The sequence below is a fragment of the Pseudomonas sp. 2835 genome (genome assembly GCF_050435905.1).
Taxonomy (GTDB): domain Bacteria; phylum Pseudomonadota; class Gammaproteobacteria; order Pseudomonadales; family Pseudomonadaceae; genus Aquipseudomonas.
On sequence record NZ_JBNDLE010000015.1, the window covers coordinates 92,170 to 112,682 of the forward strand.

The window sequence follows — 20,513 nt, forward strand, 5'->3', positions numbered from 1 at the left end:
AAAAAAAAAGGACCTGCTGCAAATGAGCAAAACCGTCGAATTCTTCTTTGACCTGGGCAGCCCGGCCAGCTACCTGGCCTGGACCCAGCTGCCGAAACTCTGCGCCCAGCACGATGCGCAACTGGTGTACCGGCCGATGCCGCTGGGCGGGGTATTCCAGGCCACCGGCAACGCCTCGCCGGTGATGGTGCCGGCCAAGGCCCGGCATGTGTTCGTTGATTTTCAGCGCTATGCCAAACGCTATGGCGTGACCCTGGCCTTGCCGCCGGGTTTTCCGATCAACACCCTGGGCCTGATGCGCGGTACGGTGGGCGTGCAGCGCTACCTGCCGCAGCGTTTCGAGGCCTACCTGAGTGCCATGTTTGAGGCCCTATGGGTGCGCCAGCGTAATCTGGGCGACCTGCAGGTGTTGGCGGCGGTGCTGCAAGAGGCCGGCTTCGACCCCGAGCAATACCAGGCCTGGAGCGCCGAGCCCGAGGTAAAGGGTGCGCTCAAGGAGGCCACCGAAGAAGCGGTGCGCCGTGGCGTGTTCGGTGCTCCCACCTGTTTTGTCGGCGAGCAGATGTTCTTCGGCCAGGATCGCCTGGAGTTCGTCGTCGAAGCGCTGGCGGAGCAGGACAGTCAAGTGTAGCGGCATTATTTTCACTAACTGTATGGTCGAGGTGGATCAGGACTCCGATAGTGTCAGGGCAACCTATAAAAACTGGATGCCTGCCATGCTCGGCTCACTGGACCTGATCACTGCCTTTGTGTTGTTCGCGTTCGTCTCATCGATCACCCCGGGGCCCAACAACACCATGTTATTGGCCTCCGGGGTGAACTTCGGCGTGCGCCGGTCGATTCCCCACGCGCTGGGCATCAGTGTCGGCTTCATGGTCATGGTCCTGGCGGTGGGTTTTGGCCTGGGCGAGGTGTTCAAGGCCTACCCGCCGATCTACACCGTGCTGCGCTACGTGGGCGCCGCGTACCTGTTGTACCTGGCGTACAAGATCGCCACCTCCGGACCGCTGTCGGTCAGCGATTCATCCAGCCGCAAGCCCCTGGGCTTCTGGGGCGCGGCAGCCTTCCAGTGGGTCAACCCGAAAGCCTGGGTGATGGCCGTGGGCGCAATCACCACCTACACCCCGGCCCAGGGCTACGTCACCAACGTCATCGTCATTGCTGCGGTATTCGCCCTGGTCAACCTGCCCAGCGTCTGCGTCTGGGTGATGTTTGGCAGCGCCTTGCGCACGGTGTTGCAGAACCCGCGCTGGCTGATGGTGTTCAATCTGCTGATGGCGGCGCTGCTGGTGATATCCCTGTACCCCCTGCTGTTTGTAGAATCGAGCTTTTCCTGACGTGAGTGCGCTGGCACATGCAGTTGATTCCCTGGTCCCATGACACAAGTGCTGGCTTCACCCTGCGCGGCTGGCGCTCTCCAGCCAGTGGCAAGCCGCTGCTGCATTTCCTGCACGGCAACGGCTTTTGCTGCCTGGCCTACCAGCCACTGCTGGCGCGCCTGGCCGAACAGTTCGACCTGTGGCTGTGCGATGTCCAGGGCCATGGCGACAGCGACCATGGCGGCCCGTTCGCCGGCTGGAACCGCACGGCCGAGCTTGCCATCGAGGCTTTTGAAGGCGGTCGTGGCGAGTACGGCGAAGTGCCGCGCTTTGCCGTCGGCCACAGTTTTGGCGGGGTGCTCACAGGCCTGATGCTGGCGCAGCAGCCACAGCTGTTCCAGCGCGCGGTGCTGCTCGACCCGGTGCTGTTCACTCGTTTGATGATGGGCATCATGGGCGCAGCGACTTTGGTCCGCCTGAACCGTTTTCATGCCTTGGCAGTCAGGGCCGCCACCCGCCGCAGTCACTGGCCTGATCGTAGCGCGGCTCGGGCGTCGCTGGAGGGGCGGGGGATTTTCAAGGGCTGGAGCGAACCGGCTTTTCAGTCCTACATCGAACACGCCATTGGCGATTGCGGCGAAGGCGTAGTGCTCAAGTGCCGGCCCAGCCGTGAAGTGGAAATCTTCAGCTCCTTCCCCCGGCGCATGTGGGCGTCGCTGGCCCAGGTAAGTACACCCAGCCTGGTGCTGTACGGCGAAAGCACTTATCCCTTCGTGCCGCAATCGGTTCAGCGCTGGGCCCAGGGTAATCGTCAGGTCACTGCAACGCAGGTGCCGGGCGGGCACTGCTTTATGCAGGAAGATCCAGCGGCGTGCAGTGAGCAGGTTGTGGCGTTCTTGCTGGAGCAGTAATCCAGCCTCAGGTTCAGGCGATATCACTGGCCTCGAACTCTGCCGCGAGAAAGTCCAGCAGGCTGCGCACCGACGGCAGCAAGCCGCGCCGCGAAGCGAACACCGCGTGCACCACGCCGCACTCCGGTGCCCAGTTCGGCGTGGCTTGCACCAGCCGCCCGGCGTCGAGCTCCTCGCGGATCACCACCAGCGGCAGATGCACCACGCCGACACCCGCCACCGCCGCCTGACGCAGTACCACCAGGTCATCGGTCACCAGCCGCGGGTTGTGCCGCAGGCTGGCGCGGGCGCCGTCCGGGCCGAGCAGATGCCAGTGGTAATCGCGTTGCGGGTAGCCCCAGTGCAGGCTGGGCAGGGCGCTCAGGTCGGCGGGTACCGGGCGCGGCGCCAAGCGCTCCAGCAACGAGGGCGCTGCCACCAGATACTGGCTGCTGCGTGCCAGTACCTTCATCACCAGGTCACTGCTGTCCAAAGGCGGCACGCGCACGCGCAGGGCAATGTCGATGCCTTCCTGGATCAGGTCGACCTGACGGTTGGTGCTTTCGATATGCAACTGCACCAGCGGGCACTGGACCATGAAGCGGGTCAGCATGGCCCCCACCCAGAAATCCAGCAGCGCCGTCGGGCAACTCAGGCGCACGATGCCCTGTGGTTCGGCGCGGTTGCGCTCGATCAGTTCGGCGGCGCCTTCGGCCTCCACCAGCATGGCCACGCAATGGCGGTAGTAGGCCTGGCCGATTTCGGTCACCGAAAAATGCCGGGTCGAGCGCTGAATCAGGCGCACGCCCAGGCGTTCTTCCAGGCCGGCAATACGCCGGCTGAGCTTGGACTTGGGCATGTCCAGGGCACGGCCGGCCGGTGCAAAGCCGCCGTGATCGACTACCTGGGCAAAGTAGTAAAGGTCGTTGAGGTCTTCCACCAGTGTTCTCCAAATGGAACGCTGAAGGCAGTTTAACTGATCTAGCGCCGATGTCGTTGCGCTCGTATGGTTATAGCCATGCACGAGAGGAGGCATCTGATGAAAAAGATCCAAGGCGTCTACAGCAGTCCGAACCCCCATTGGGTAGGTGATGGCTTTCCGGTCCGTAGCCTGTTTACCTACGACAACCTGGCCCAGCACATCAGCCCGTTCCTGCTGCTGGACTACGCCGGCCCCCACGACTTCACCCCGACCACGGCACGTCGCGGGGTCGGCCAACATCCCCATCGCGGTTTCGAAACCGTGACCATCGTCTACCAGGGCGAGCTGGAGCACCGCGACTCCACGGGCGCCGGCGGCCTGATCGGCCCGGGCGATGTGCAGTGGATGACCGCCGCCGGCGGCATTCTCCATGAAGAGTTCCACTCGCCGGCGTTTGCCGCCAAGGGCGGCACCCTGGAGATGGTCCAGCTGTGGGTCAACCTGCCGGCCAAGGACAAATCGGCGCCGGCCGGTTACCAGACCCTGCTCAGCAGTGACATCCCGCTGGTGCCGCTGGGTAACGGCGCCGGCAGCCTGCGGGTGATTGCCGGCGCGTTTCGCGGCCACCAGGGCCCGGCGCAGACTTTCTCGGCCATGGATGTCTGGGACCTGCAGCTCAAGGCCGGTGCGCCCGTGCGCCTGCCCAGCGCCGCCGGGCGCAGCACCGCGTTGGTGGTGTTGCGCGGCCAGTTGCTGGTCAACGGCGAGCGGCAGGTGGGCGCCGCGCAATTGGTGCTGTTCGACCGCGCTGGCGACGAGCTGCTGCTAGAAGCGCAAGGCGATGCGTCGGTACTGCTGCTCAGTGGCGAGCCGCTGGATGAGCCGATCGTTGGCTACGGCCCGTTCGTGATGAACAGCGATGCCGAAATTGCCCAGGCGTTTGACGATTTTCGCGCCGGGCGCTTCGGCCAGATGAGCGGGCAGGCTGGTCCGCGCCACCACAACTAGTCTCATAACCCCTGAAGGAGAATATGCCATGACTGCCTTTGCCAACGTTGCCAACTTCAACGGCCAGGTGCCGCGGATCGACCCTGAAAATGTCGCGATGCTGCTGATCGATCATCAGAGTGGCCTGTTCCAGACGGTCAAGGACATGCCCATGACCGAGCTGCGGGCCAACGCCATCACCCTGGCCAAGATCGCCAGCCTGGCCAAGATCCCGGTAATCACTACCGCTTCCGTGCCACAAGGCCCCAACGGCCCGCTGATTCCGGAAATTCACGAAGCCGCGCCGCATGCCCGCTACATCGCCCGTAAAGGTGAAATCAACGCCTGGGACAATCCCGAGTTTGTCGAGGCGGTGAAGGCTACCGGCAGGCAGCAACTGATCATCGCCGGCACCATCACCAGTGTGTGCATGGCCTTCCCGAGTATCAGCGCAGTTGCCGAAGGCTATCAGGTGTTTGCCGTGATCGATGCCAGCGGTACCTATTCAAAGATGGCCCAGGAAATCACCTTGGCGCGGGTAATGCAGGCCGGCGTAGTACCGATGGACACCGCTGCGGTGTGCTCGGAAGTCCAGCGCAGCTGGAACCGCGAAGACGCCCAGCAATGGGCCGAGGCCTACAGTTCGGTGTTCCCGCATTACCAGCTGCTGATTGAAAGCTACCTCAAGGCGCAACAGGTAGCCCGCGACAACGAACAGCTCGATTCCCAACGCTGATCCCTCATGTCCGGTGCCCGGCACCGGCGTCTCAACGCAAGGAGTAAGACCATGACCAAGCCCTACGTCCGTCTGGACAAGAACAACGCTGCCGTCCTGCTGGTCGACCACCAGACCGGCCTGCTGTCGCTGGTCCGAGACATCGACCCGGACCGTTTCAAGAACAACGTGCTGGCCGTCGGCGACCTGGCCAAGTACTTCAAGCTGCCGACCATCCTTACCACCAGCTTCGAAACCGGCCCCAACGGCCCGCTGGTGCCCGAGCTCAAGGCGCAATTCCCCGAGGCGCCGTACATTGCCCGCCCGGGGCAGATCAACGCCTGGGACAACGAAGATTTCGTCAAGGCGGTCAAGGCTACTGGCAAGAAGCAACTGATCATTGCCGGCGTGGTGACCGAAGTGTGCGTGGCCTTCCCGGCGCTGTCGGCCCTGGAAGAAGGTTTTGAGGTGTTCGTGGTCACCGATGCCTCCGGCACCTTCAACGAGCTGACCCGCGACTCGGCCTGGAACCGCATGTCGCAAGCCGGCGCCCAGCTGATGACCTGGTTCGGCCTGGCCTGCGAGCTGCACCGCGACTGGCGCAACGACGTCGAAGGCCTGGGCACCTTGTTCTCCAATCACATCCCCGATTACCGCAACCTGATGACCAGCTACAACACCCTCACCAACGGCAAGTAACGCCGCTTACTGATCGGCGGCCGGGCGCTCGCGTTGCCCGGCCGTCGTCGTATCGACATCCTCCTGGGCATCGTCGCCATCGGCGGCAATGTCCTTGTATTCCTGCAGCAGGCTCTTGAGCTGGCGGGCATCGAGGTCGTCAAGGTTGAGCATGGCCTTGTGCGCGGCCTTGGTTGCACGCAGCAGCTCGTCGACTTTCAGGTGCAGCACATCATTGTCGCGGTTCTGGGTGTTCTGGATCACAAAGACCATCAGGAAGGTGATGATGGTGGTCGAGGTGTTGATCACCAGCTGCCAGGTGTCGTTGTAATCGAACCAGGGACCACTGGCTGCCCACAGCACGATCAACAGCAGCGCGAGCATGAAGGTGTGCGAGCTGCCGGCGCGTTTGGCCAGGCTTTGGGCGAAGCGTTCGAATTTCATGATGAACTCCAGCAAAGGGGTAAGCGGTAGACCGCCGCCCTGCGCTGAAATTCTTTGAAACATCTGGCGTGGCAGTACCTCGGCAGGTGATGATCAGGCGATGAAATCCGCCTCCACCTTGCGTGGCCATAAGCGCTCGCTGCTTCCTGGCCCGGTCGTTCACTTCTGGCTGCACTATCAGCCCCCGTTGCACTGGCCTGCGCTGCTGGGGTTTCTGGCTGCGCGGGCGATTGCCGGGGTCGAGAAGGTCGAGGCCGACGCCTACGTGCGCAGCGTTGTTCTGCGCGGTCATCAGGGTGTCGTCCGGGTACGCCAGGCCCGCGGGCATCGGCTCAAGGTCACGGTTCAGGGTGTTGCCCCCCAGGCGTTGGCGGGTGTGCTGGCCAGGGTGCGCAGGGTGTTTGACCTGGATGCCGACTTGCAACGGATTGAACAGCAGCTGCGCAGTGATGCGCTGATGGCCAGGCTCATCGACACTCGACCTGGGCTGCGCGTACCGCGCGGCTGGGACGCGTTCGAGCAGTCGATGCGCACCGTGCTTGGCCAGCAGATCAGCGTCGCCGGTGCCATCACCCTGGCCGGGCGCCTGGTCGCAGGCTACGGCCAGGCACTGGCCGCCCCGCTGCAGGCGGCGTCGGGCCTGACCCATGTGTTTCCTGTTGCCCAGGCCATTGTCGATGCCGACCTCAGTGGCCTGGGCATGCCGCGCTCGCGGGCGGCGACTTTATCGGGTCTGGCCCGGGCACTGCTCGATGATCCGCAGTTGCTGCGACCTGAGCGCGACCTGCACGCCTGGATCGAGCGCCTGTGCCGCCTGCGCGGCATCGGCCCGTGGAGCGCCCACTACCTGGCGCTGCGCCAGATGGGCGCGGCCGATGCCTTGCCGCTGGGAGACGTGGCGCTGGTCAAGGCCTTGCGCCTGCTCGAAGGCCCCGAGGCGCAACTGGCGCAGCGCGCCCAGGCCTGGAGCCCATGGCGCGCCTATGCCGCCCAGCACCTGTGGACATCATTGAGCTGAATTAGCTGGACTGGCGCCACTTCACATCGGTGATGCCATAGCGCTCGGCCAAAGGCTTGCTGACTTTTTTTACTTTCTCGCGGCCGTACCGGCCTATGCGACCGATACCGGCGTCGCAACTTGCCCAGTGCCAGGCTTCGGCGTTGTCCATCGTCTCGGCGCGGATGATGAAGGACTTGTGATCGCCGTGAAGCTGGTAGTCGATGACGAACAGTTTTGCGTTGTTCATGGGTCTGGAAAGATCCTTACAGAGCAGTGACCAAGAAAATCCCTTCAATGCCTCTAGTGAGTGCTGCGCCTGCGGAAAAATTCCATCGGATTTCTGCTTGTCAGTGGGCGCCGCTGATGGTCAGGTGCCGGGCGTCCTTTTCGAACACCACCTGCTCCAGGCGATGGGCGATGCCGCAGGCCAGCGAATCGTAGGCGGGGATGACTTTTTCTTCGGTCGACAGGCAATGAAAAATGTCCAGCTTGCGCTCGGCCTGGGCAGTTTCCAGCTCGAAAATGCGCACGTAGCGTTCCAGGTCGTTGTTCAAGCTCGACAGGTACTCACGCAGGCGCGAATGGTCCACCGCGCTCTGGCTGAAGTGCCAGGTCATGGGGTGGATGAGAAAACGCGAATGCGGGGCGGCGACGCGCTCGGCGGCGGCCAGGTACATGATGATGCCCATCGATTCGATGTTGCCGGCATTGACCGCGCACAAGGGCACCGGCAAAGACTTGAGAAAGCTGTACAGCGAGAAGCCGAAGTTGGTGCTGCCGCCGGTGGTCGACAAAAACAGCAACAAGGAGGTCGCGCCGTCATCGATGGCCTGCAGGCACCGGTCGCGAAAACGCTCGGTGGTGTCCTGGTCGATCTGGCAATGAAAGTGAATCACCTGTTGGCTCATTGCAGTGCCTCGGGACCGACGCACATCATGTGCGCCGGTCTTTCGTCCGTCAGCTACGGCCGCCACCACTTGGTTTGCGGGTCTGGTCTTTGCCCATGTCAGGCTTGCGGGTCTGGTCACTTGGCTTTTGGTTGCCACCGGAAGCCTGGCCACCCTTTTTCCCGGCTTCAGACGCTTTTTGCCGGTCGTTCGCGAAATTCCCGGGATTCGAAGTGTCTTTGCTAGCCATGATTCTCTTCCTCTTGTGAATGTTCGCAAGGCGTTTGCCTTACACAGGTTGGGAGGCGGTCGGCGCCGGCAAAGTTTGAAATATTTCGCCGCTGCGGGACGAACGGTCCGAGGTCGCCGTTCATCCGCGACAGCCGCGAATGCTTTGAACTTGGCGAGCCGCGAGCGGCTCTTCCGAAAGATCATTGCTGCCCTGCATGGGGGATACGGCGCGGCATCAGCGATTTCAATTGGCATTAAGGGCCGACGGGGTAGTAACTGAGTAGTCGGGCCCTCCGACACGAGGATCGCAGCATGTCACTGATTGGAGTTTCTACGCTTGAGTTGTGCCATATGATCGAACAGGCATTGCTGCCTGAACACAGTGTGGTGTCATGTACTGATGGCGAGCACCTGACCATTCAACTGGGGCAGGCCGATAACCTGGGCGACTGCCTGACGGTCACCGGCATCAAGGTGCACAGCCTGACCACCTGCCAACAGCTTGCCGCCCTGGTGGCCCAGGTTCGAGAAGAGCAGCGCCTGGGGCGTAGCCAGATTCCGTTCAAGCCCCAGGCGCTTGCCTGAACCACGCCGACTGCCTGCGCTCAGCCGAGGCTGGCCGGGCGCAGGTATTCGGGGCTCAGGACGTTGAACCAGAACAGGATCATCGATACCAGGATGGTCACCAGCACCAGCAGCCCCACCGCCCAGACACTGGTCGAATACAGCAGGCCGTCTTCCTTGCGCAGGCGCAGGAAGGTCGGCAGGCCGACGTACAGCAGGAAGGTCGCATAGGCCGACGCCGCACCGAGCACGATCAACGCCAGCCAGCGTCCGGGGTAGAGCCCGGCGACACCGGCGACGAAGTACGGCGTGGCGGTGTAGGCGGCAAAGCCGATGCACTGGTTCAGGCTGGGGCGGGCATCAAAGGTGCGCGACATCCAGCGAATGAACCCGCCCATGATCATCACCCCGACCACGCAGGCGGCATACAGCAGCACCCCAAGCTCGGCGGCGCTGGCCACGCTCAGACGAACCTGCTCGGTGCCGGCCAGGCTCCAGCCAATACTGGTAGTACCCATGAACAGGCACAGGGCGGGAATCAGCGCCATCAGCAGCAGGTGCGGCAGGTAGTGGCGCGGGTGCAGTTCTTCTTCCTGGCGGATTTCCATCCAGGCGTCATCGGGGTGGGTGAAGAGTTGGACCAGATGGGTACTCATGGTGACCTCCGGGTAAGCAGGGTTTAAAACACCTCTCCCTGTTCTATGGAGGTCTGGCCGGCGACGGGGTTTCATTTATTTTGAACCACCCAGCCCAAGATCCGGTGTATACACCGCTGTCGTGGGGGCCGGTCTTGCCAGCGATCGAGCGGCTACTGCAACTCCAGCTGCAACTGCAAGCCACCGTCATCACAGCGTCGGTGATACTGGACGATCCCGCGATAGGTGCGCCCCTCCCAGACAAACGCCACGCTGTGCGAACGCTCGAGCTTCGCCGGTACCGGCGCACGCACCTGCAGGCGCAGGCCCGGCAGGCCATTGATGTTCAGTGGCGCCAGTTGCACTTCACATTCGGCGCTGTGGGCCACCGGGCCAAACAGCGTGTCCTGGACGAAGTCGATCTGCAGGCTGGTCGGGCAGGCCGGGCTGACCTTTCTCATACCAGGGGCCTCCTTCAGTTGTTGCGGTGCGCGTTCTGCAGTTGCTTGGCCATTTCCAGGTGGTGCTTGAGGGTCGGCAGTGTGGTCTTGGCAAAGGTCCGCAGATCGTCAGGGTCGGATGTCGACCGGCTCTCTTCATCGAACAGGCGCACCGCCTGTTCATGGGCATCGACCTGATGGGTGGCATAGGCCGCATCGAACGACGCGCCGTCCTGCACCTGCAGCATCATTTTGCGCGCCTTGCTGGTCAGGGCAGCGTCGTCCGGGACGCTGAAGTCATGTTGTCTGGCCAGATCAAGCAGGTGCTGATTGGCTTTAGTGTGATCCTTGATCATCTGCTGGGCAAACGCCTTTACCTCGGCCGACCGGGTTTTTTCCAGGGCCAGCTGGCTGGTCTGGATTTCTGCCATGCCGGCACTGATGGCTTCGTCGACAAAAGCATTGTTGCTGGCAGCCTGGGCGCCGACGCTGAGCAGGGCGCACAGGCCCAAGGCGAGGCGGGTGGGGCGCAGGAAAGGGCTCATGAGCGGTACCTCCGTGGGGGTGAACAAATAGACGGCTGTTAGTTTTACGAAAGGCGCCAAGCCGCAGAGTTCAGGTCGATTACCGTTACGCACCGCTGGTCGGCGCTTGCCTGAGTTCAAGCAAACCTTGCCCGTCAGCCCCCTTCCAATGAGAAGCAGCGCCGCCGTGGCGCTGGTTTGCTTTGGGAGCCCCGTCATGTGTAGCGACAAGACCCGCAATCAGTACCAGATGCAAAACCCGTTGACCCAGTACCCGCAACCGCCGTTCCCGGCCCAGTCGCAAGCCGCACCGGGCCTGGACCAGGCGATGAAGCCCAAGCCCGATCATGGCGAGCAGAGTTACCAGGGCTTTGGCCGGCTCAAGGGTCGCAAGGCCCTGGTCACCGGCGCCGACTCCGGCATCGGCCGCGCCGTGGCCATTGCCTTTGCCCGTGAGGGCGCCGATATCGTCCTCAACTACCTGCCGATCGAGCAGCCCGATGCCCGCGAGGTGATCAAGCTGATCGAAGCCGAAGGCCGCCGGGCCATTGCCTTGCCCGGCGACCTCAAGGACGAAGCCTTCTGCCGCGAGCTGGTCGACCAGGCCCACGAGCAACTGGGCGGCCTGGATATCCTGGTCAACGTCGCCGGCAAGCAGGTGGCGCGCAAGGACGTCGGGCAGATCAGCAGCGAGCAGTTCGACGCGACCATGAAGACCAATCTCTACGCGCTGTTCTGGCTGTGCCAGGCGGCGGTGCCGCTGATGCCGGCCGGGGCGACCATCATCAACACCGCGTCGATCCAGTCCTACGATCCGTCCGCCACCTTGCTTGACTACGCCACCACCAAGGCCGGCATCGTCGCCTTCACCAAGGCCCTGGCCAAGCAGGTGATCGAGCGCGGTATACGGGTCAATGCCGTGGCCCCGGGGCCGATCTGGACCGTGCTGCAACCCAGCGGCGGCCAGCCCGACGAGAAGATCCCGCACTTTGGTGGCCACACGCCGATGAAACGCCCTGGCCAGCCGGCTGAATGCGCGCCGCTGTATGTGCTGCTGGCCAGCCAGGAATCGAGCTACATCACCGGTGAAGTGTTCGGGGTGACCGGCGGCAATCCGCTGCCCTGATCGTCGCTGGCGGCAAACCTTTCACGGCCCGGCGCAGTCAGACTGACAAAGGGCCTTTCAATTGCCTGTGGGAGAACGTCATGGCCAGAGCCATCTGGAAAGGTGCCATCAGCTTCGGCCTGGTGCACATCCCGGTGTCCTTGAGTACCGCGATCAGCAGCGACCGGGTCGATTTCGACTGGCTCGATGAGCGCAGCATGGAGCCGGTGGGCTACAAGCGGGTGAACAAGGTCACCGGCAAGGAGATAGCCCGCGAGCACATCGTCAAGGGTGTGCAATACCAGAAGGGCCAGTACGTGGTCATCAGCGAGGAGGAGATCCGCAAGGCCCGCCCCGAGGCGACCCAGACCATCGACATCTTCTCGTTCGTCGACAGTGATGAAATCCCCTTGCAGCAGTTCGACACCCCGTACTACCTGAGCCCCGACCGGCGTGGCGGCAAGGTCTATGCCTTGCTGCGCGAAACCCTTGAGAGCACCGGCAAGGTGGCCCTGGCCAAGGTGGTGCTGCACACCCAGCAGCACCTGGCGTTGCTGCGCCCGCTGGAAGACGCCATGGTCATGATCACCCTGCGCTGGCCGGAGGAAGTGCGCGGCCTCGACAGCCTGGAACTGGACGCCAGCGTACGCGATTCGAGCATTGACAAGCGCGAGCTGCAAATGGCCAAGCGCCTGGTCGAGGACATGAGTGGGCACTGGACGCCCGAGCAATACCGCAACGACTTCAAGGACACCATCATGAGCCTGGTCGAAGAGAAGGCCAGCCAGGGAAAGATCGCCACGGTCGAGCCGCTGGAGGGCGAAGGCGAACAGAAAAGCGCCGATATCATCGACCTTACCGAGCTGCTCAAACGCAGCCTGGGCGGGCGCAAACCGGCGGCGAAGAAAGCCGCGCCGGCGGCGAAGAAGCCCGCCGGCAGCAGCAAGCCGCGCAAGAAGGCCTGATCAGCCAGTTACGGTGGTTTCATGCAGATGGCGCCAACGCAGGGCGCCATCGTTGCGCTCGAACACCGCGGTCGAGCGGCGCACCGAGCGATTGCCGGCGTTATCGACCTGCCATTCGCGATAACTGACCACGCTAAGGCTCGGCCCTTCGGCAATCACTTGCAGCTCATCGATGCTGATTTGCAGCCCGGCGCGCTGGCCGTGGGCGCCTTCGAACAGCTGCTGCAAGCCCTGGTAACCGACGACCTGGCCGGGCAGGTTGATCATCGAGAACTGCGTGCTGAAGCGCGCCATCAATGCGTCCAGCTCTGTGGCGTGGGCTGCGCCGGACAGCCAATGTTCGATGGCCACGTGGGCGTCGAGAACTTCCTTGAAAGCGGGATGGGTCATGGGCAAATCTCAAGTAGTAGTGGTGGTAAGCGCCAGGGCGCGAGCCCCGGGCAGTTTGAACACCAGTGGTAGTGGTACCAGCGTCAGCAGCGCGGCGAGGATGAAGGTGTGCCGGAACGCCTGGTCACCGGGCAGCAACTGGTTAAGCACGGCGCCGAGCACGGCGACGCCGAGGCAGAAGCTCAGCTGGCGGTTGAGGTTCCACAAAGCGCTGGCCTGGCCCATGTGTGCCGGTGCGATGGCCAGGAACGCCAGGCTTTGCGCGCTGCTGCTGCACAGGCTGCTGCCCAGGCCAAGCAGGGCGAAAATCAGCGCCAGCCAGGCGTGATGCCCGGCAAGCGAGGGCAGGGCCAGCCACAGCAGGGCGGCGCACTGGGTCAGCATCCCGGCGATCAGCAGGCGCCTGGGGCCGCTCAGGTTGAAGCGCCAGCGCACCCAGGCGATCGCCGTCAGGGCGCCCACTGACCAGGGCAGCATCAGGGCGCCGGTGGCCGTGGCGCTGAGCCCAAGGCGCTGTTGCAGGTACAAGGCGGCCACCAGGTTGGCGCCGATGAACACCCCTGGCACGCACAGGTAGATCAGCATCGCCGTGCGCAGCAGCGGTTGGCCGAGCAGGCGCAGGTCGAGCATCGGCTGGGGCGCAGGCAACGGCTGGTTTGCCGGCAGCCAGGCCAGCACCAGGGCGCCGGTGATCAAGGTCAGCGGCAGCATGGCAAAGAAGATCCAGCGCCACGAGCCCTGATCGACCACCAGGCCGCCCAGTGCCGGCGACAACGCCGGGACCAGCAGGGCGACCATCATCACTAGCGAGGTCAGGTGGTGGCGCTGCTCGGGCGCATACAACCGATAGGCCATGGCCTGGCCCACCGGAATCAACAGGCCGCCACCCAGGCCTTGCAGCAGGCGCCAGGCGAGCAGGCTGTCGATCGAGCCGGCGCTGCCCGCCAGCGCCGAGCCCAGGCCGAACAGTGCCAGCGACAACAGCAGCGTCTGCCGCTCGCCGATCCGTGTGGCCAGCCAGGTGCCCAGCGGGATCACCAGGGTCAGGCCAAGCATGTACAGGTTGCTGGTCCAGCTCAGTTGCGCCACCGAAGCGTGCAGTTCCTGGCCCAGTGCCGGGTAGGCGGCGTTGAGGGCGAACATGTTGAGCAGGTCGAGGGTGAAACCCAGCAGGTAGACCAGGGTGACTTTCGTGCGATAGGGCATGAGTGCTTCGATGGGCTGGAGAAAGGCGCAGTCTAGAAGCTTATTGGTGCTTGAATAAGGTGCGAAGAATCGGCAGATTGGTCGAATTATTTTGACAATGGTGATTGCACCGCATGGTCAGCCTCGACCGTTTCGAACTGTTTTGCGCCGTGGTGCAGGCCGGCTCCTTCACCGGCGCCGCCGAGCGCTTGCAACAAACCCGCGCTGCGGTCAGCTTTAGCATCAAGCAACTGGAAGCTGAACTGGGCGTGACCCTGCTGACCCGCACCACTCGCCGCATCGCCCTCACCGATGCCGGCGAGCGCTTTTACCAGCGTTGCCTGCAGGTAGTTGAGGAGGCCCGCATCGCCATCGATGAAGCGCGCGCCGAGCACGCCGGCCTGCAGGGCAGCCTGCGAATTACCACCACGGTTGAATACGGGCTCAAGGTGCTCGCCCCGGCACTGCAGGCGTTCTGCCGTTTGCATCCAGCGCTGAGCGTGCGTCTGGAAACCCACACGGCCCAGGTCGACCTGGTGCGCGAGCGCTTCGATGTTGCCATTCGCCTGGGCCAGGCACACGACTCCGATTACCGTGGCGTATGCCTGGCGAGCTACCAGGTGCGCCTGGTACTGGCGCCCAGCTTGCTGGCTGCCCACGGCGCGCAGTTGATCAACTCACCTGCGCGCCTGGCTGAGCTGGCGCAATTGGTGCACAGCCGCTTCGAGCAGAACAACCGCTGGACGCTGGTCGACAACAAGGCGCGTAGTGCGGTGTATGAGCCGCAGGGCACGCCAATGCTGGTGGCCGACAACGCTTCGATCCTGCGCGCTTTTGCCGTGCAGGGCGCAGGCGTGGCGCTGCTGCCGGACTGGCTGGTGGCGGATGAGCTGGCCAGCGGGCAGTTGCTCGATGGTCTGCCGGGCTATCGTTTTGCGCCGCAGAGCGTGTATGCCCTGTATCCGTCCAGCCGCCATGTACCGCGCAAGGTACGGGCCTGGCTCGACTTCATCAAGGCCTGGCTGGCTACACCCGGGCCGGATCACTCAGGTTATTGAGAAAGTCACCAAAGCCGCCACGCACCCGGCAGTCCCGGCGGCTGCTGGTGGACACACTGTTGCGCGCGGTCCAGACGATATGCGCGCCGCTTTGCTGCAGGTCGTTGACCAATTGCACATCCTCGTGCAGTGGCAGTGGCTGGAAGCCCCCGACCTTTTGGTAGGCGCGGGCGCAGATGCCGAGGTTGGCGCCGTGGATATGCCGGTGGCCTTCGCGGGCCTGGTAATGGGCCAGGTAGCGTTCGCGCAGCGCCGCATCCTGGTGGGCTTGCCAGGTGTCGACGTGCACCGTGCCGCACACCGCATCGGCGGCAAAGGCCAGCTGGCATAACAACCAGTCAGCCGGGACGCAGCTGTCGGCATCGGTGAAGGCCAGCCAGCGTGCGCCACGCTCGAGCATCAACGCCGCACCGGCGCGGCGCGCCTGGCCGACATTGCGCGCCTGGACCTTGAGCAGCTCCACGCCATGGGCGCGGGCGACGGCCTCGCTGGCATCGCGGCAGGCGTCCAGTACCACCACTGTCTGCACCTCCTCGCCCAGCGCCGTTAGCGTCCGGGCGGCACGGCCAAGGGCGCGCAGGCAGCGGCCGAGCAGTAGTTCTTCGTTATGCGCGGGGACAATCACGGCAATCATAGGCAGGGCTCGTCAAGGTCGATGGCGCAGGGTTGCACGCACCAGTATTCAAGGAGGAAGTCGGCCTCCTCGTGACGCAGGCTGCGGTAGAGCGGCAAGCGCTCGGCGACCCGTTCATGGACCTGGTGGCCGGTTTGCGGGCAGCCGTCGATCGGGTGCAGCCAATGGCACAGCAGCAGGGCGCCGTCAGAGGTCAGGCTGGCCGTGGCGCGCTCCAGCACTTCCAGCCAGCGGCTGGAGTCCAGGTAGTAGCCGATCTCGCTGAGCACGATCAGCTCGAACTCGCCGGCAGGCCAGTCGCCGGGCAGGCAGCCTTGGGTAACCTCGGCGTTGGGCCACGGTCGCAGGCGTTCAGCGGCCAGTTGCACAGCGGTGGCGTTGAGGTCCTGGCACAAAAGGCTTTCGCAGCGCTCGGCGAGGGCGGCGCTGAGCTCACCATTGGCGCAGGCCGGCTCGAATACGCGGCCGTAGTATTGGCGCGGCAGGCTGGCCAGCAGCAGCTCGCGTTTGCGCTTCTCGTACCAGCGGGTGCGAAAGGCCCAGGGGTCGTCGCTGTGCGCGAACAGTTGCTCGAAATAGCTCGGCGAGACGCTCATGTAAACACCAGTTCGAAAGGTTGCTGCAGCCGCGCCAACGCTTCGCGGTCGAGTACCGGTGGGGTCAGCTCGTCGGCCAGCAACTGGCTGGTATGGGCGGCAATGGCCTGTTGCTTGAGGGCCAGCACCGCGCGGTCTAGAAACAGCTTGTGGGCGCGCTGCCAGGGCAGCCGCGGATCGCTGGGGCGGGCCCAGTGCCAGGCCCAGATCGGCACTTCGATCAAGCGTGCGCCGACGGTTTCGCAAGCCCGGGCGCAAGCGCGGCCTACCGCCTCATGGTCGCAATGGCCGTCCAGGCGCCAGGTGGTCAGCACCCGGTCGCTGGCGCGCAGCAGTTGCACCAGGCGTTCGGCCAGCCAGCGTTCATGGTTGGCCACGGCGCGGTCGGCCAGGCCCAGGCGCAGCCAGGTCAGGCGGGTCAGGTCCAGGCCCAGGCGGCGCAGGGCATCGGCGCTTTCCCGGGGGCGTTGCTGGCGCAGGCGTTCGCTGGTCCAGTGGCGCGAATCAGGGTGACTGGCCTCGCCGTCGCTGACCGAGACCAGCAGCAGCTCCTGTTCACGGCCGCGCATGCCGGCCAGTATGCCGCCGCAGCCGAGTACCTCGTCGTCCGGGTGAGGTGCGACGACCACCAGGCGGCTGCCGGCAGGCAGCAACTGGTCGTGGGTAATCGCCGGCACTGACTGCAGGATCGCCGAAGATTGCCAGTGGGCCAGCGGAGTGCCCGGCGCCTGGATCGGGTTTTGCGATTGCTGCAGGGTCATAGCCGCCAGCCTCCTTCAGGGGTTGCACTCAATTGCCGGCCCAGCTCGGCCAGGTCGCGCTCGGCGTGGCTCTGGCGCAGGAACACCGGCAGGTCGGCGCTGAGCCGGGCAAAGTGACTGTCGCGGCAGAACGGCGTCGCCCCCAGGGCCCGACCAACGTGATCGAGCACGCACAGCGCGGCGCTTTCGACCTGCGCACGCAAGCGCCGGACGTTCAGCTCGGCATCGCTGCCAGGGTGGCCGTCGATCCAGGCCGCGGTTTCGTGCAGGCTCGCCCGGGCACCGGCAAGCGCAGCGTCCACCGCGCCCAGGTGCGCCTGGGCGTGGGGTTCTTCGCAGCTGCGGCAGTGTTCGAGGAGGAACGTGCCCAGGGTCTGCGCCGCGCCGTACCAGCAGGCGGCGATGCCACCGCCGCCATGCCAGAAGCCCGGTCGCGACAGGTATTGGCCGCTACTGCCGACCAATTGCGCGGGGCAGTCATTGAACTCGACATCGACGCTGGCGGTAATGGCCATGCCGACTGCCTGCCAGCCGTCGTTGAAGATACGCAAAGCCGGCTGATTCAAGGCCACCGCCACCAGTTGCGGGCGCTCCTGTTCGTCCCAGGCGGTGAGCAGCGCCCGGTCGATCTGCAGGGCGCCGGAGCACCAGGCCTTGCGGCCTTGCAGATGCACTTCGTTACCCTTGCGGCGGACAATGCGCACCCGCGCATTCGGCGGCTCGGCTGCCCATACGCCCCAACTGCCTGCCGGGTCCAGATGGCTGGCGCCGCACTCATGGATGATCGCCAGGGCATCGGTATGGCCCTCGAACAGCTTGGCCAGGGCCAGATCGGCCCCGGCGACCTCGGCCAGTACCTGCCAGCGCTGCAGGGTGCGGCCATGGCCGGGCAGGGGCAGTTGGTCGAGGCCGGTTTCGCGGCATTGTTCAAGGCAGCGTTGCAGCTGGCGGTCGAGGTTCAGCGCCTGTGGGCGGCGGGCGAAGGCCTGCAGCAGCTCCTGGGCGCTCATGATTCAACCCCCAGGCGCCGGCGCAGGTCCTTGCTGATCGACTGGCGTACCTGGCCATAATCGGCCCAGGGGTCATCGCCCTCGGCCAGGCGTTCGCCGAGGTTGAGCAGATTCCACTGGTTCGCGCCTTTAAGCTCGGTCAGTTCCTCGCGGCGAATCGGTACCGACACCGCCAGCCCTTCGCGGGCGCGGATCGAATAGGCACAAACCGTGGTGGCGCCTTTACCGTTGCGCAGGTAGTCGATAAAGATCCGCCCGACGCGGTTCTTCGGCCCAGACACCGCTGACAGGCGCTCGGGGAACAGCCCGGCCAGGTGCTGGACCATGGCCTGGCTGAAGTCCTTGACCTCGTCCCAGCCGGCGCGCCGGGTCAGCGGCACGACAATGTGCATGCCCTTGCCGCCGCTGGTCTTGAGGAATGACTGCAGGCCCAGCTCATCGAGCAGCGCCAGGGTCAGCTGGGTGGCCTCAAGCATGGCTTTCCAGGGCAGCGCCGGGTCGGGGTCGAGGTCGAGGATCAAGCGGTCGGGCTTGTCGAAGTCCTTGGCGGTGGCATTCCAGGTGTGCAGCTCAAGGGTGTTCATCTGCACGGCGCCGAGCAGGGTCTGGGCCTGGTCGATGATCATCAGCGCCTGGCCGGCTTCGGCCTTGTCGTGGCTCTCGAGGCCCGGGATGTTCAATTGCGCGGCGTTCTTCTGGAAGAACAGCTCGCCGGCCAGGCCATCCGGTGCTCGTACCAGCGCCACCGGGCGGCGCTTGAGGTGCGGCAGAATCCACTCGGCGACCTGGGCATAGTATTCGGCGACCTGGCGCTTGGTGATGCCGGTGCTGGCGTCGATGACGCGTTCGGGGTGGGTCAGGTGCAGGCTGGACGTTTTGCTCGCCGGGGTTTTCACGGGTTGCTCCAGGCCAATGGCCTTGGCCGGTTTGTCGTCGCGCAGGCCATGGAACACCGAATGGCGGACCACGCCGTCGCGGGTCATCTGCGCATAGGCGACCTCGGCCAGCAGTGTTGGCTTGAGCCAGTGCACACCCCTGGCCTCGGCGCCGCTGGGCGGCTTGGCAAACTGCGGCCTGGCCACTTCGAGGGGTTTGAGGCGTTGGTGAATATGGGCCAGGGTCGCGCTGTTGAACCCGGTGCCGACCTTGCCGGCATAGCGCAGCTCGCCGCTGTCATCATGCAGGGCCAGCAACAGCGCGCCGAAGGCCTCGCGCGAGCCCTTGGGGTCGGTAAAGCCGACGATGACGAATTCCTGGCGCTGCTTGCACTTGAGCTTGATCCAGTCGCTGCTGCGCCGGTTCAGGTAGCTGCTGCCCAGGCGTTTGCCGATCAGGCCTTCCATCTGCATTTTGCAGGCGCTGTCGAGCAGCGATTCGACGCTCTGGTCAAAGTCGGCGGAAAAGCGCAGGCGCTTTTCATCGGCCTTTTCCAGCACCTTCGCCAGCGCCGCACGCCGTTGCTCCAGCGGGCATTGGCGCAGGTCCATGCCGTTGAGGTAGGGCACATCGAACAGGTAATAGATGATCTGCTCGTCGCGTTCCTGGTCGAAGGCATTCTGCAGGGCCTGAAAATCTGCCACGCCGTGCTCATTGGCCACCACCATCTCGCCATCGAGCCAGGCCGAGTGCAGGCCGAGCTTCGCCAGGGCCTTGGCTTGCCGGGGCAGCTTGGCGGTCCAGTCATGGCCATTGCGGGTGAACAGGCGCACATCCTCACCTTCGATGCGGGCGAGGATGCGGTAACCGTCGAATTTGACTTCGTAGCGCCAGTCGCCTTCAGGCGGCGTCTCTACCAGGGTGGCCAGTTCCGGCTTGAGCGAGGCGGGCAGGGCGGCTTTTTTCGCGCCGCGCAGTGCGCTCTTGCTCGCAGGTTTGGCCTTGCTGGTGGATTTGCTCGCGGCCTTGGGGGAGCGCGCAATCAGCGTGCGTTCGCTAAGCACGCTGTCTGGCTCGGCGTCGAGAATGTCGTAGTCGGCCTGTGGGCGGGCCTGGGCATCGTCGGACTTGATCAGCAGCCACTGCTCCTTCTTGCCGGCCAGGTGGGTGCGAAACAGGTTCCAGATGCCGGAGAGCTTTTCGCCCTGCAGGCGAAAGCGCAACTTGCCCTTGGCATAGGCCTTGTGCGGATCTTCTTCAGGGATCCACACGCCACGGTCCCAGACGATCACATCACCGGCGCCGTAATGGCCTTCGGGGATGTTGCCTTCGAAACTGGCGTAGTCCAGCGGGTGGTCTTCGACGTGCACGGCCAGGCGCCGGACCTTGGGGTCAAGCGACGGGCCCTTGGGGATGGCCCAGCTTTTCAGGGTGCCGTCCAGCTCCAGGCGAAAGTCATAGTGCAGGTGGCTGGCGTCGTGTTTCTGGATGCAGTACTGCAGGGCGTGGGCGGCTTTTTTGCCGCTGCGCTGATGGCCTGCGGGCTCCGGGGTGGCGTCGAAATTGCGCTTGCGCGCGTACTCCTGCAACGGCTTGGCCATGGCGGTGTCCTGCGGCTTTTGGGCGGGTCCTAAGCATTGGGATAGGGCGGCAGGGGTGGGAGTTCAATCGGCTTTTGTTCGAGGTGGGGCTGCTGC

General features: G+C 64.4%; 26 protein-coding genes. 11 read left to right on the forward strand and 15 right to left on the reverse strand.

The genetic code is table 11. The annotated features are described in order from the left end of the window. Positions 1-22: 22 nt before the first annotated feature. The 3 genes from ABIE20_RS20145 (at position 23) to ABIE20_RS20155 (ending at position 2,230) form a co-directional block, all read left to right on the forward strand. A complete protein-coding gene (locus ABIE20_RS20145) occupies positions 23-631 on the forward strand; it encodes a 2-hydroxychromene-2-carboxylate isomerase (protein ID WP_429506836.1) in 609 nt (202 codons plus the stop codon). A gap of 76 nt (positions 632-707) precedes the next feature. Next, entirely contained in the window at positions 708-1,337 is a 630-nt protein-coding gene (locus ABIE20_RS20150; protein ID WP_429506837.1) for a LysE family translocator, read from the forward strand. A 17-nt stretch (positions 1,338-1,354) separates the two neighbouring features. Next, positions 1,355-2,230, forward strand: coding sequence for an alpha/beta fold hydrolase (locus tag ABIE20_RS20155; protein WP_429506838.1), 876 nt, complete (start codon positions 1,355-1,357; stop codon positions 2,228-2,230). Between the two features lie 13 nt (positions 2,231-2,243). Here ABIE20_RS20155 and ABIE20_RS20160 read toward each other — a convergent pair whose 3' ends face one another. Next, positions 2,244-3,152 (reverse strand): LysR family transcriptional regulator, encoded by a 909-nt coding sequence (locus ABIE20_RS20160; protein WP_429506898.1) that lies wholly within the window; start codon positions 3,150-3,152, stop codon positions 2,244-2,246. 96 nt (positions 3,153-3,248) lie between these two features. Here ABIE20_RS20160 and ABIE20_RS20165 point away from each other — a divergent pair, with 96 nt between their 5' ends. The 3 genes from ABIE20_RS20165 to ycaC are packed head-to-tail and all read left to right on the forward strand — an operon-like array spanning position 3,249 to position 5,532. Next, a complete protein-coding gene (locus tag ABIE20_RS20165) occupies positions 3,249-4,139 on the forward strand; it encodes a pirin family protein (protein ID WP_429506840.1) in 891 nt (296 codons plus the stop codon). 28 nt (positions 4,140-4,167) lie between these two features. Next, positions 4,168-4,854: a hydrolase gene (locus ABIE20_RS20170; protein WP_429506841.1), complete on the forward strand. Its 687-nt coding sequence runs from the start codon at positions 4,168-4,170 to the stop codon at positions 4,852-4,854. A gap of 51 nt (positions 4,855-4,905) precedes the next feature. Then, a complete protein-coding gene (gene ycaC, locus ABIE20_RS20175) occupies positions 4,906-5,532 on the forward strand; it encodes an isochorismate family cysteine hydrolase YcaC (protein WP_429506842.1) in 627 nt (208 codons plus the stop codon). A gap of 6 nt (positions 5,533-5,538) precedes the next feature. On the opposite strand, the gene ABIE20_RS20180 is transcribed toward ycaC, so the two are convergent. Continuing rightward, the gene (locus tag ABIE20_RS20180; RefSeq protein ID WP_429506843.1) at positions 5,539-5,955 is read right to left on the reverse strand and encodes a low affinity iron permease family protein; all 417 of its coding nucleotides are present in this window, start codon (positions 5,953-5,955) and stop codon (positions 5,539-5,541) included. Between the two features lie 100 nt (positions 5,956-6,055). Between ABIE20_RS20180 and ABIE20_RS20185 the strand changes: the two genes are divergently transcribed. Beyond that, entirely contained in the window at positions 6,056-6,973 is a 918-nt protein-coding gene (locus ABIE20_RS20185) for a DNA-3-methyladenine glycosylase family protein (RefSeq protein WP_429506844.1), read from the forward strand. Between the two features lies 1 nt (position 6,974). Here ABIE20_RS20185 and ABIE20_RS20190 read toward each other — a convergent pair whose 3' ends face one another. The 3 genes from ABIE20_RS20190 to ABIE20_RS20200 all read right to left on the reverse strand — a co-directional run bounded on the left by ABIE20_RS20190 (position 6,975) and on the right by ABIE20_RS20200 (position 8,092). Continuing rightward, entirely contained in the window at positions 6,975-7,202 is a 228-nt protein-coding gene (locus ABIE20_RS20190; protein WP_429506845.1) for a DUF6555 family protein, read from the reverse strand. A gap of 100 nt (positions 7,203-7,302) precedes the next feature. Continuing rightward, complete coding sequence (locus tag ABIE20_RS20195) at positions 7,303-7,863, reverse strand: ATP-dependent Clp protease proteolytic subunit (RefSeq protein ID WP_429506847.1); 561 nt, start codon at positions 7,861-7,863, stop codon at positions 7,303-7,305. A 49-nt stretch (positions 7,864-7,912) separates the two neighbouring features. Continuing rightward, positions 7,913-8,092, reverse strand: a complete 180-nt coding sequence (locus tag ABIE20_RS20200) for a KGG domain-containing protein (RefSeq protein ID WP_429506848.1) — start codon at positions 8,090-8,092, stop codon at positions 7,913-7,915. A gap of 293 nt (positions 8,093-8,385) precedes the next feature. On the opposite strand from ABIE20_RS20200, the gene ABIE20_RS20205 reads away from it, so the two are divergent. Beyond that, positions 8,386-8,658 (forward strand): DUF1652 domain-containing protein, encoded by a 273-nt coding sequence (locus tag ABIE20_RS20205; protein WP_429506849.1) that lies wholly within the window; start codon positions 8,386-8,388, stop codon positions 8,656-8,658. 20 nt (positions 8,659-8,678) lie between these two features. On the opposite strand, the gene ABIE20_RS20210 is transcribed toward ABIE20_RS20205, so the two are convergent. From ABIE20_RS20210 to ABIE20_RS20220, 3 genes are all read right to left on the reverse strand, one after another. Next, a complete protein-coding gene (locus tag ABIE20_RS20210; protein WP_429506851.1) occupies positions 8,679-9,293 on the reverse strand; it encodes a Yip1 family protein in 615 nt (204 codons plus the stop codon). A gap of 152 nt (positions 9,294-9,445) precedes the next feature. Then, positions 9,446-9,733: a hypothetical protein gene (locus tag ABIE20_RS20215; RefSeq protein WP_429506852.1), complete on the reverse strand. Its 288-nt coding sequence runs from the start codon at positions 9,731-9,733 to the stop codon at positions 9,446-9,448. Positions 9,734-9,747: 14 nt separating this feature from the next. Continuing rightward, positions 9,748-10,257: a DUF4142 domain-containing protein gene (locus ABIE20_RS20220; RefSeq protein ID WP_429506854.1), complete on the reverse strand. Its 510-nt coding sequence runs from the start codon at positions 10,255-10,257 to the stop codon at positions 9,748-9,750. 196 nt (positions 10,258-10,453) lie between these two features. Between ABIE20_RS20220 and ABIE20_RS20225 the strand changes: the two genes are divergently transcribed. Further along, positions 10,454-11,362, forward strand: coding sequence for an SDR family oxidoreductase (locus ABIE20_RS20225; protein WP_429506856.1), 909 nt, complete (start codon positions 10,454-10,456; stop codon positions 11,360-11,362). 80 nt (positions 11,363-11,442) lie between these two features. Continuing rightward, on the forward strand, positions 11,443-12,306 hold the full coding sequence (locus tag ABIE20_RS20230) for a Ku protein (RefSeq protein WP_429506857.1): 864 nt from the start codon (positions 11,443-11,445) through the stop codon (positions 12,304-12,306). On the opposite strand, the gene ABIE20_RS20235 is transcribed toward ABIE20_RS20230, so the two are convergent. Further along, on the reverse strand, positions 12,307-12,696 hold the full coding sequence (locus ABIE20_RS20235) for a nuclear transport factor 2 family protein (RefSeq protein WP_429506859.1): 390 nt from the start codon (positions 12,694-12,696) through the stop codon (positions 12,307-12,309). A 9-nt stretch (positions 12,697-12,705) separates the two neighbouring features. Further along, positions 12,706-13,902, reverse strand: a complete 1,197-nt coding sequence (locus ABIE20_RS20240) for an MFS transporter (protein ID WP_429506860.1) — start codon at positions 13,900-13,902, stop codon at positions 12,706-12,708. A 113-nt stretch (positions 13,903-14,015) separates the two neighbouring features. Between ABIE20_RS20240 and ABIE20_RS20245 the strand changes: the two genes are divergently transcribed. Then, positions 14,016-14,939, forward strand: a complete 924-nt coding sequence (locus tag ABIE20_RS20245; RefSeq protein ID WP_429506862.1) for a LysR family transcriptional regulator — start codon at positions 14,016-14,018, stop codon at positions 14,937-14,939. Here the strand turns inward: ABIE20_RS20245 and ABIE20_RS20250 are convergent. The 5 genes from ABIE20_RS20250 to ligD are packed head-to-tail and all read right to left on the reverse strand — an operon-like array spanning position 14,908 to position 20,417. Continuing rightward, on the reverse strand, positions 14,908-15,573 hold the full coding sequence (locus ABIE20_RS20250) for a glycosyltransferase (RefSeq protein ID WP_429506863.1): 666 nt from the start codon (positions 15,571-15,573) through the stop codon (positions 14,908-14,910). The two genes, ABIE20_RS20245 and ABIE20_RS20250, sit on opposite strands and share 32 nt — an antisense overlap. Continuing rightward, complete coding sequence (locus ABIE20_RS20255) at positions 15,570-16,169, reverse strand: class I SAM-dependent methyltransferase (RefSeq protein ID WP_429506864.1); 600 nt, start codon at positions 16,167-16,169, stop codon at positions 15,570-15,572. The genes ABIE20_RS20250 and ABIE20_RS20255 overlap by 4 nt, the downstream gene beginning before the upstream one ends. Beyond that, positions 16,166-16,930, reverse strand: coding sequence for a PIG-L deacetylase family protein (locus ABIE20_RS20260; RefSeq protein WP_429506866.1), 765 nt, complete (start codon positions 16,928-16,930; stop codon positions 16,166-16,168). The genes ABIE20_RS20255 and ABIE20_RS20260 overlap by 4 nt, the downstream gene beginning before the upstream one ends. Then, a complete protein-coding gene (locus ABIE20_RS20265) occupies positions 16,927-17,940 on the reverse strand; it encodes an acyl-CoA dehydrogenase (protein ID WP_429506867.1) in 1,014 nt (337 codons plus the stop codon). Before ABIE20_RS20265 ends, ABIE20_RS20260 begins: the two co-directional genes overlap by 4 nt. Further along, positions 17,937-20,417 (reverse strand): DNA ligase D, encoded by a 2,481-nt coding sequence (gene ligD / locus ABIE20_RS20270; RefSeq protein ID WP_429506869.1) that lies wholly within the window; start codon positions 20,415-20,417, stop codon positions 17,937-17,939. The genes ABIE20_RS20265 and ligD overlap by 4 nt, the downstream gene beginning before the upstream one ends. Positions 20,418-20,513 lie beyond the last annotated feature (96 nt).

Coding starts and splice junctions, on each gene's coding strand:
- ABIE20_RS20145 (WP_429506836.1), top strand. CDS start 23: ATGAGCAAAACCGTCGAATTCTTCTTTGACCTGGGCAGCCCGGCCAGC.
- ABIE20_RS20150 (WP_429506837.1), top strand. CDS start 708: ATGCCTGCCATGCTCGGCTCACTGGACCTGATCACTGCCTTTGTGTTG.
- ABIE20_RS20155 (WP_429506838.1), top strand. CDS start 1,355: ATGCAGTTGATTCCCTGGTCCCATGACACAAGTGCTGGCTTCACCCTG.
- ABIE20_RS20165 (WP_429506840.1), top strand. CDS start 3,249: ATGAAAAAGATCCAAGGCGTCTACAGCAGTCCGAACCCCCATTGGGTA.
- ABIE20_RS20170 (WP_429506841.1), top strand. CDS start 4,168: ATGACTGCCTTTGCCAACGTTGCCAACTTCAACGGCCAGGTGCCGCGG.
- ycaC (WP_429506842.1), top strand. CDS start 4,906: ATGACCAAGCCCTACGTCCGTCTGGACAAGAACAACGCTGCCGTCCTG.
- ABIE20_RS20180 (WP_429506843.1), bottom strand. CDS start 5,955: ATGAAATTCGAACGCTTCGCCCAAAGCCTGGCCAAACGCGCCGGCAGC.
- ABIE20_RS20185 (WP_429506844.1), top strand. CDS start 6,056: ATGAAATCCGCCTCCACCTTGCGTGGCCATAAGCGCTCGCTGCTTCCT.
- ABIE20_RS20190 (WP_429506845.1), bottom strand. CDS start 7,202: ATGAACAACGCAAAACTGTTCGTCATCGACTACCAGCTTCACGGCGAT.
- ABIE20_RS20195 (WP_429506847.1), bottom strand. CDS start 7,863: ATGAGCCAACAGGTGATTCACTTTCATTGCCAGATCGACCAGGACACC.
- ABIE20_RS20200 (WP_429506848.1), bottom strand. CDS start 8,092: ATGGCTAGCAAAGACACTTCGAATCCCGGGAATTTCGCGAACGACCGG.
- ABIE20_RS20205 (WP_429506849.1), top strand. CDS start 8,386: ATGTCACTGATTGGAGTTTCTACGCTTGAGTTGTGCCATATGATCGAA.
- ABIE20_RS20210 (WP_429506851.1), bottom strand. CDS start 9,293: ATGAGTACCCATCTGGTCCAACTCTTCACCCACCCCGATGACGCCTGG.
- ABIE20_RS20215 (WP_429506852.1), bottom strand. CDS start 9,733: ATGAGAAAGGTCAGCCCGGCCTGCCCGACCAGCCTGCAGATCGACTTC.
- ABIE20_RS20220 (WP_429506854.1), bottom strand. CDS start 10,257: ATGAGCCCTTTCCTGCGCCCCACCCGCCTCGCCTTGGGCCTGTGCGCC.
- ABIE20_RS20225 (WP_429506856.1), top strand. CDS start 10,454: ATGTGTAGCGACAAGACCCGCAATCAGTACCAGATGCAAAACCCGTTG.
- ABIE20_RS20230 (WP_429506857.1), top strand. CDS start 11,443: ATGGCCAGAGCCATCTGGAAAGGTGCCATCAGCTTCGGCCTGGTGCAC.
- ABIE20_RS20235 (WP_429506859.1), bottom strand. CDS start 12,696: ATGACCCATCCCGCTTTCAAGGAAGTTCTCGACGCCCACGTGGCCATC.
- ABIE20_RS20240 (WP_429506860.1), bottom strand. CDS start 13,902: ATGCCCTATCGCACGAAAGTCACCCTGGTCTACCTGCTGGGTTTCACC.
- ABIE20_RS20245 (WP_429506862.1), top strand. CDS start 14,016: ATGGTCAGCCTCGACCGTTTCGAACTGTTTTGCGCCGTGGTGCAGGCC.
- ABIE20_RS20250 (WP_429506863.1), bottom strand. CDS start 15,573: ATGATTGCCGTGATTGTCCCCGCGCATAACGAAGAACTACTGCTCGGC.
- ABIE20_RS20255 (WP_429506864.1), bottom strand. CDS start 16,169: ATGAGCGTCTCGCCGAGCTATTTCGAGCAACTGTTCGCGCACAGCGAC.
- ABIE20_RS20260 (WP_429506866.1), bottom strand. CDS start 16,930: ATGACCCTGCAGCAATCGCAAAACCCGATCCAGGCGCCGGGCACTCCG.
- ABIE20_RS20265 (WP_429506867.1), bottom strand. CDS start 17,940: ATGAGCGCCCAGGAGCTGCTGCAGGCCTTCGCCCGCCGCCCACAGGCG.
- ligD (WP_429506869.1), bottom strand. CDS start 20,417: ATGGCCAAGCCGTTGCAGGAGTACGCGCGCAAGCGCAATTTCGACGCC.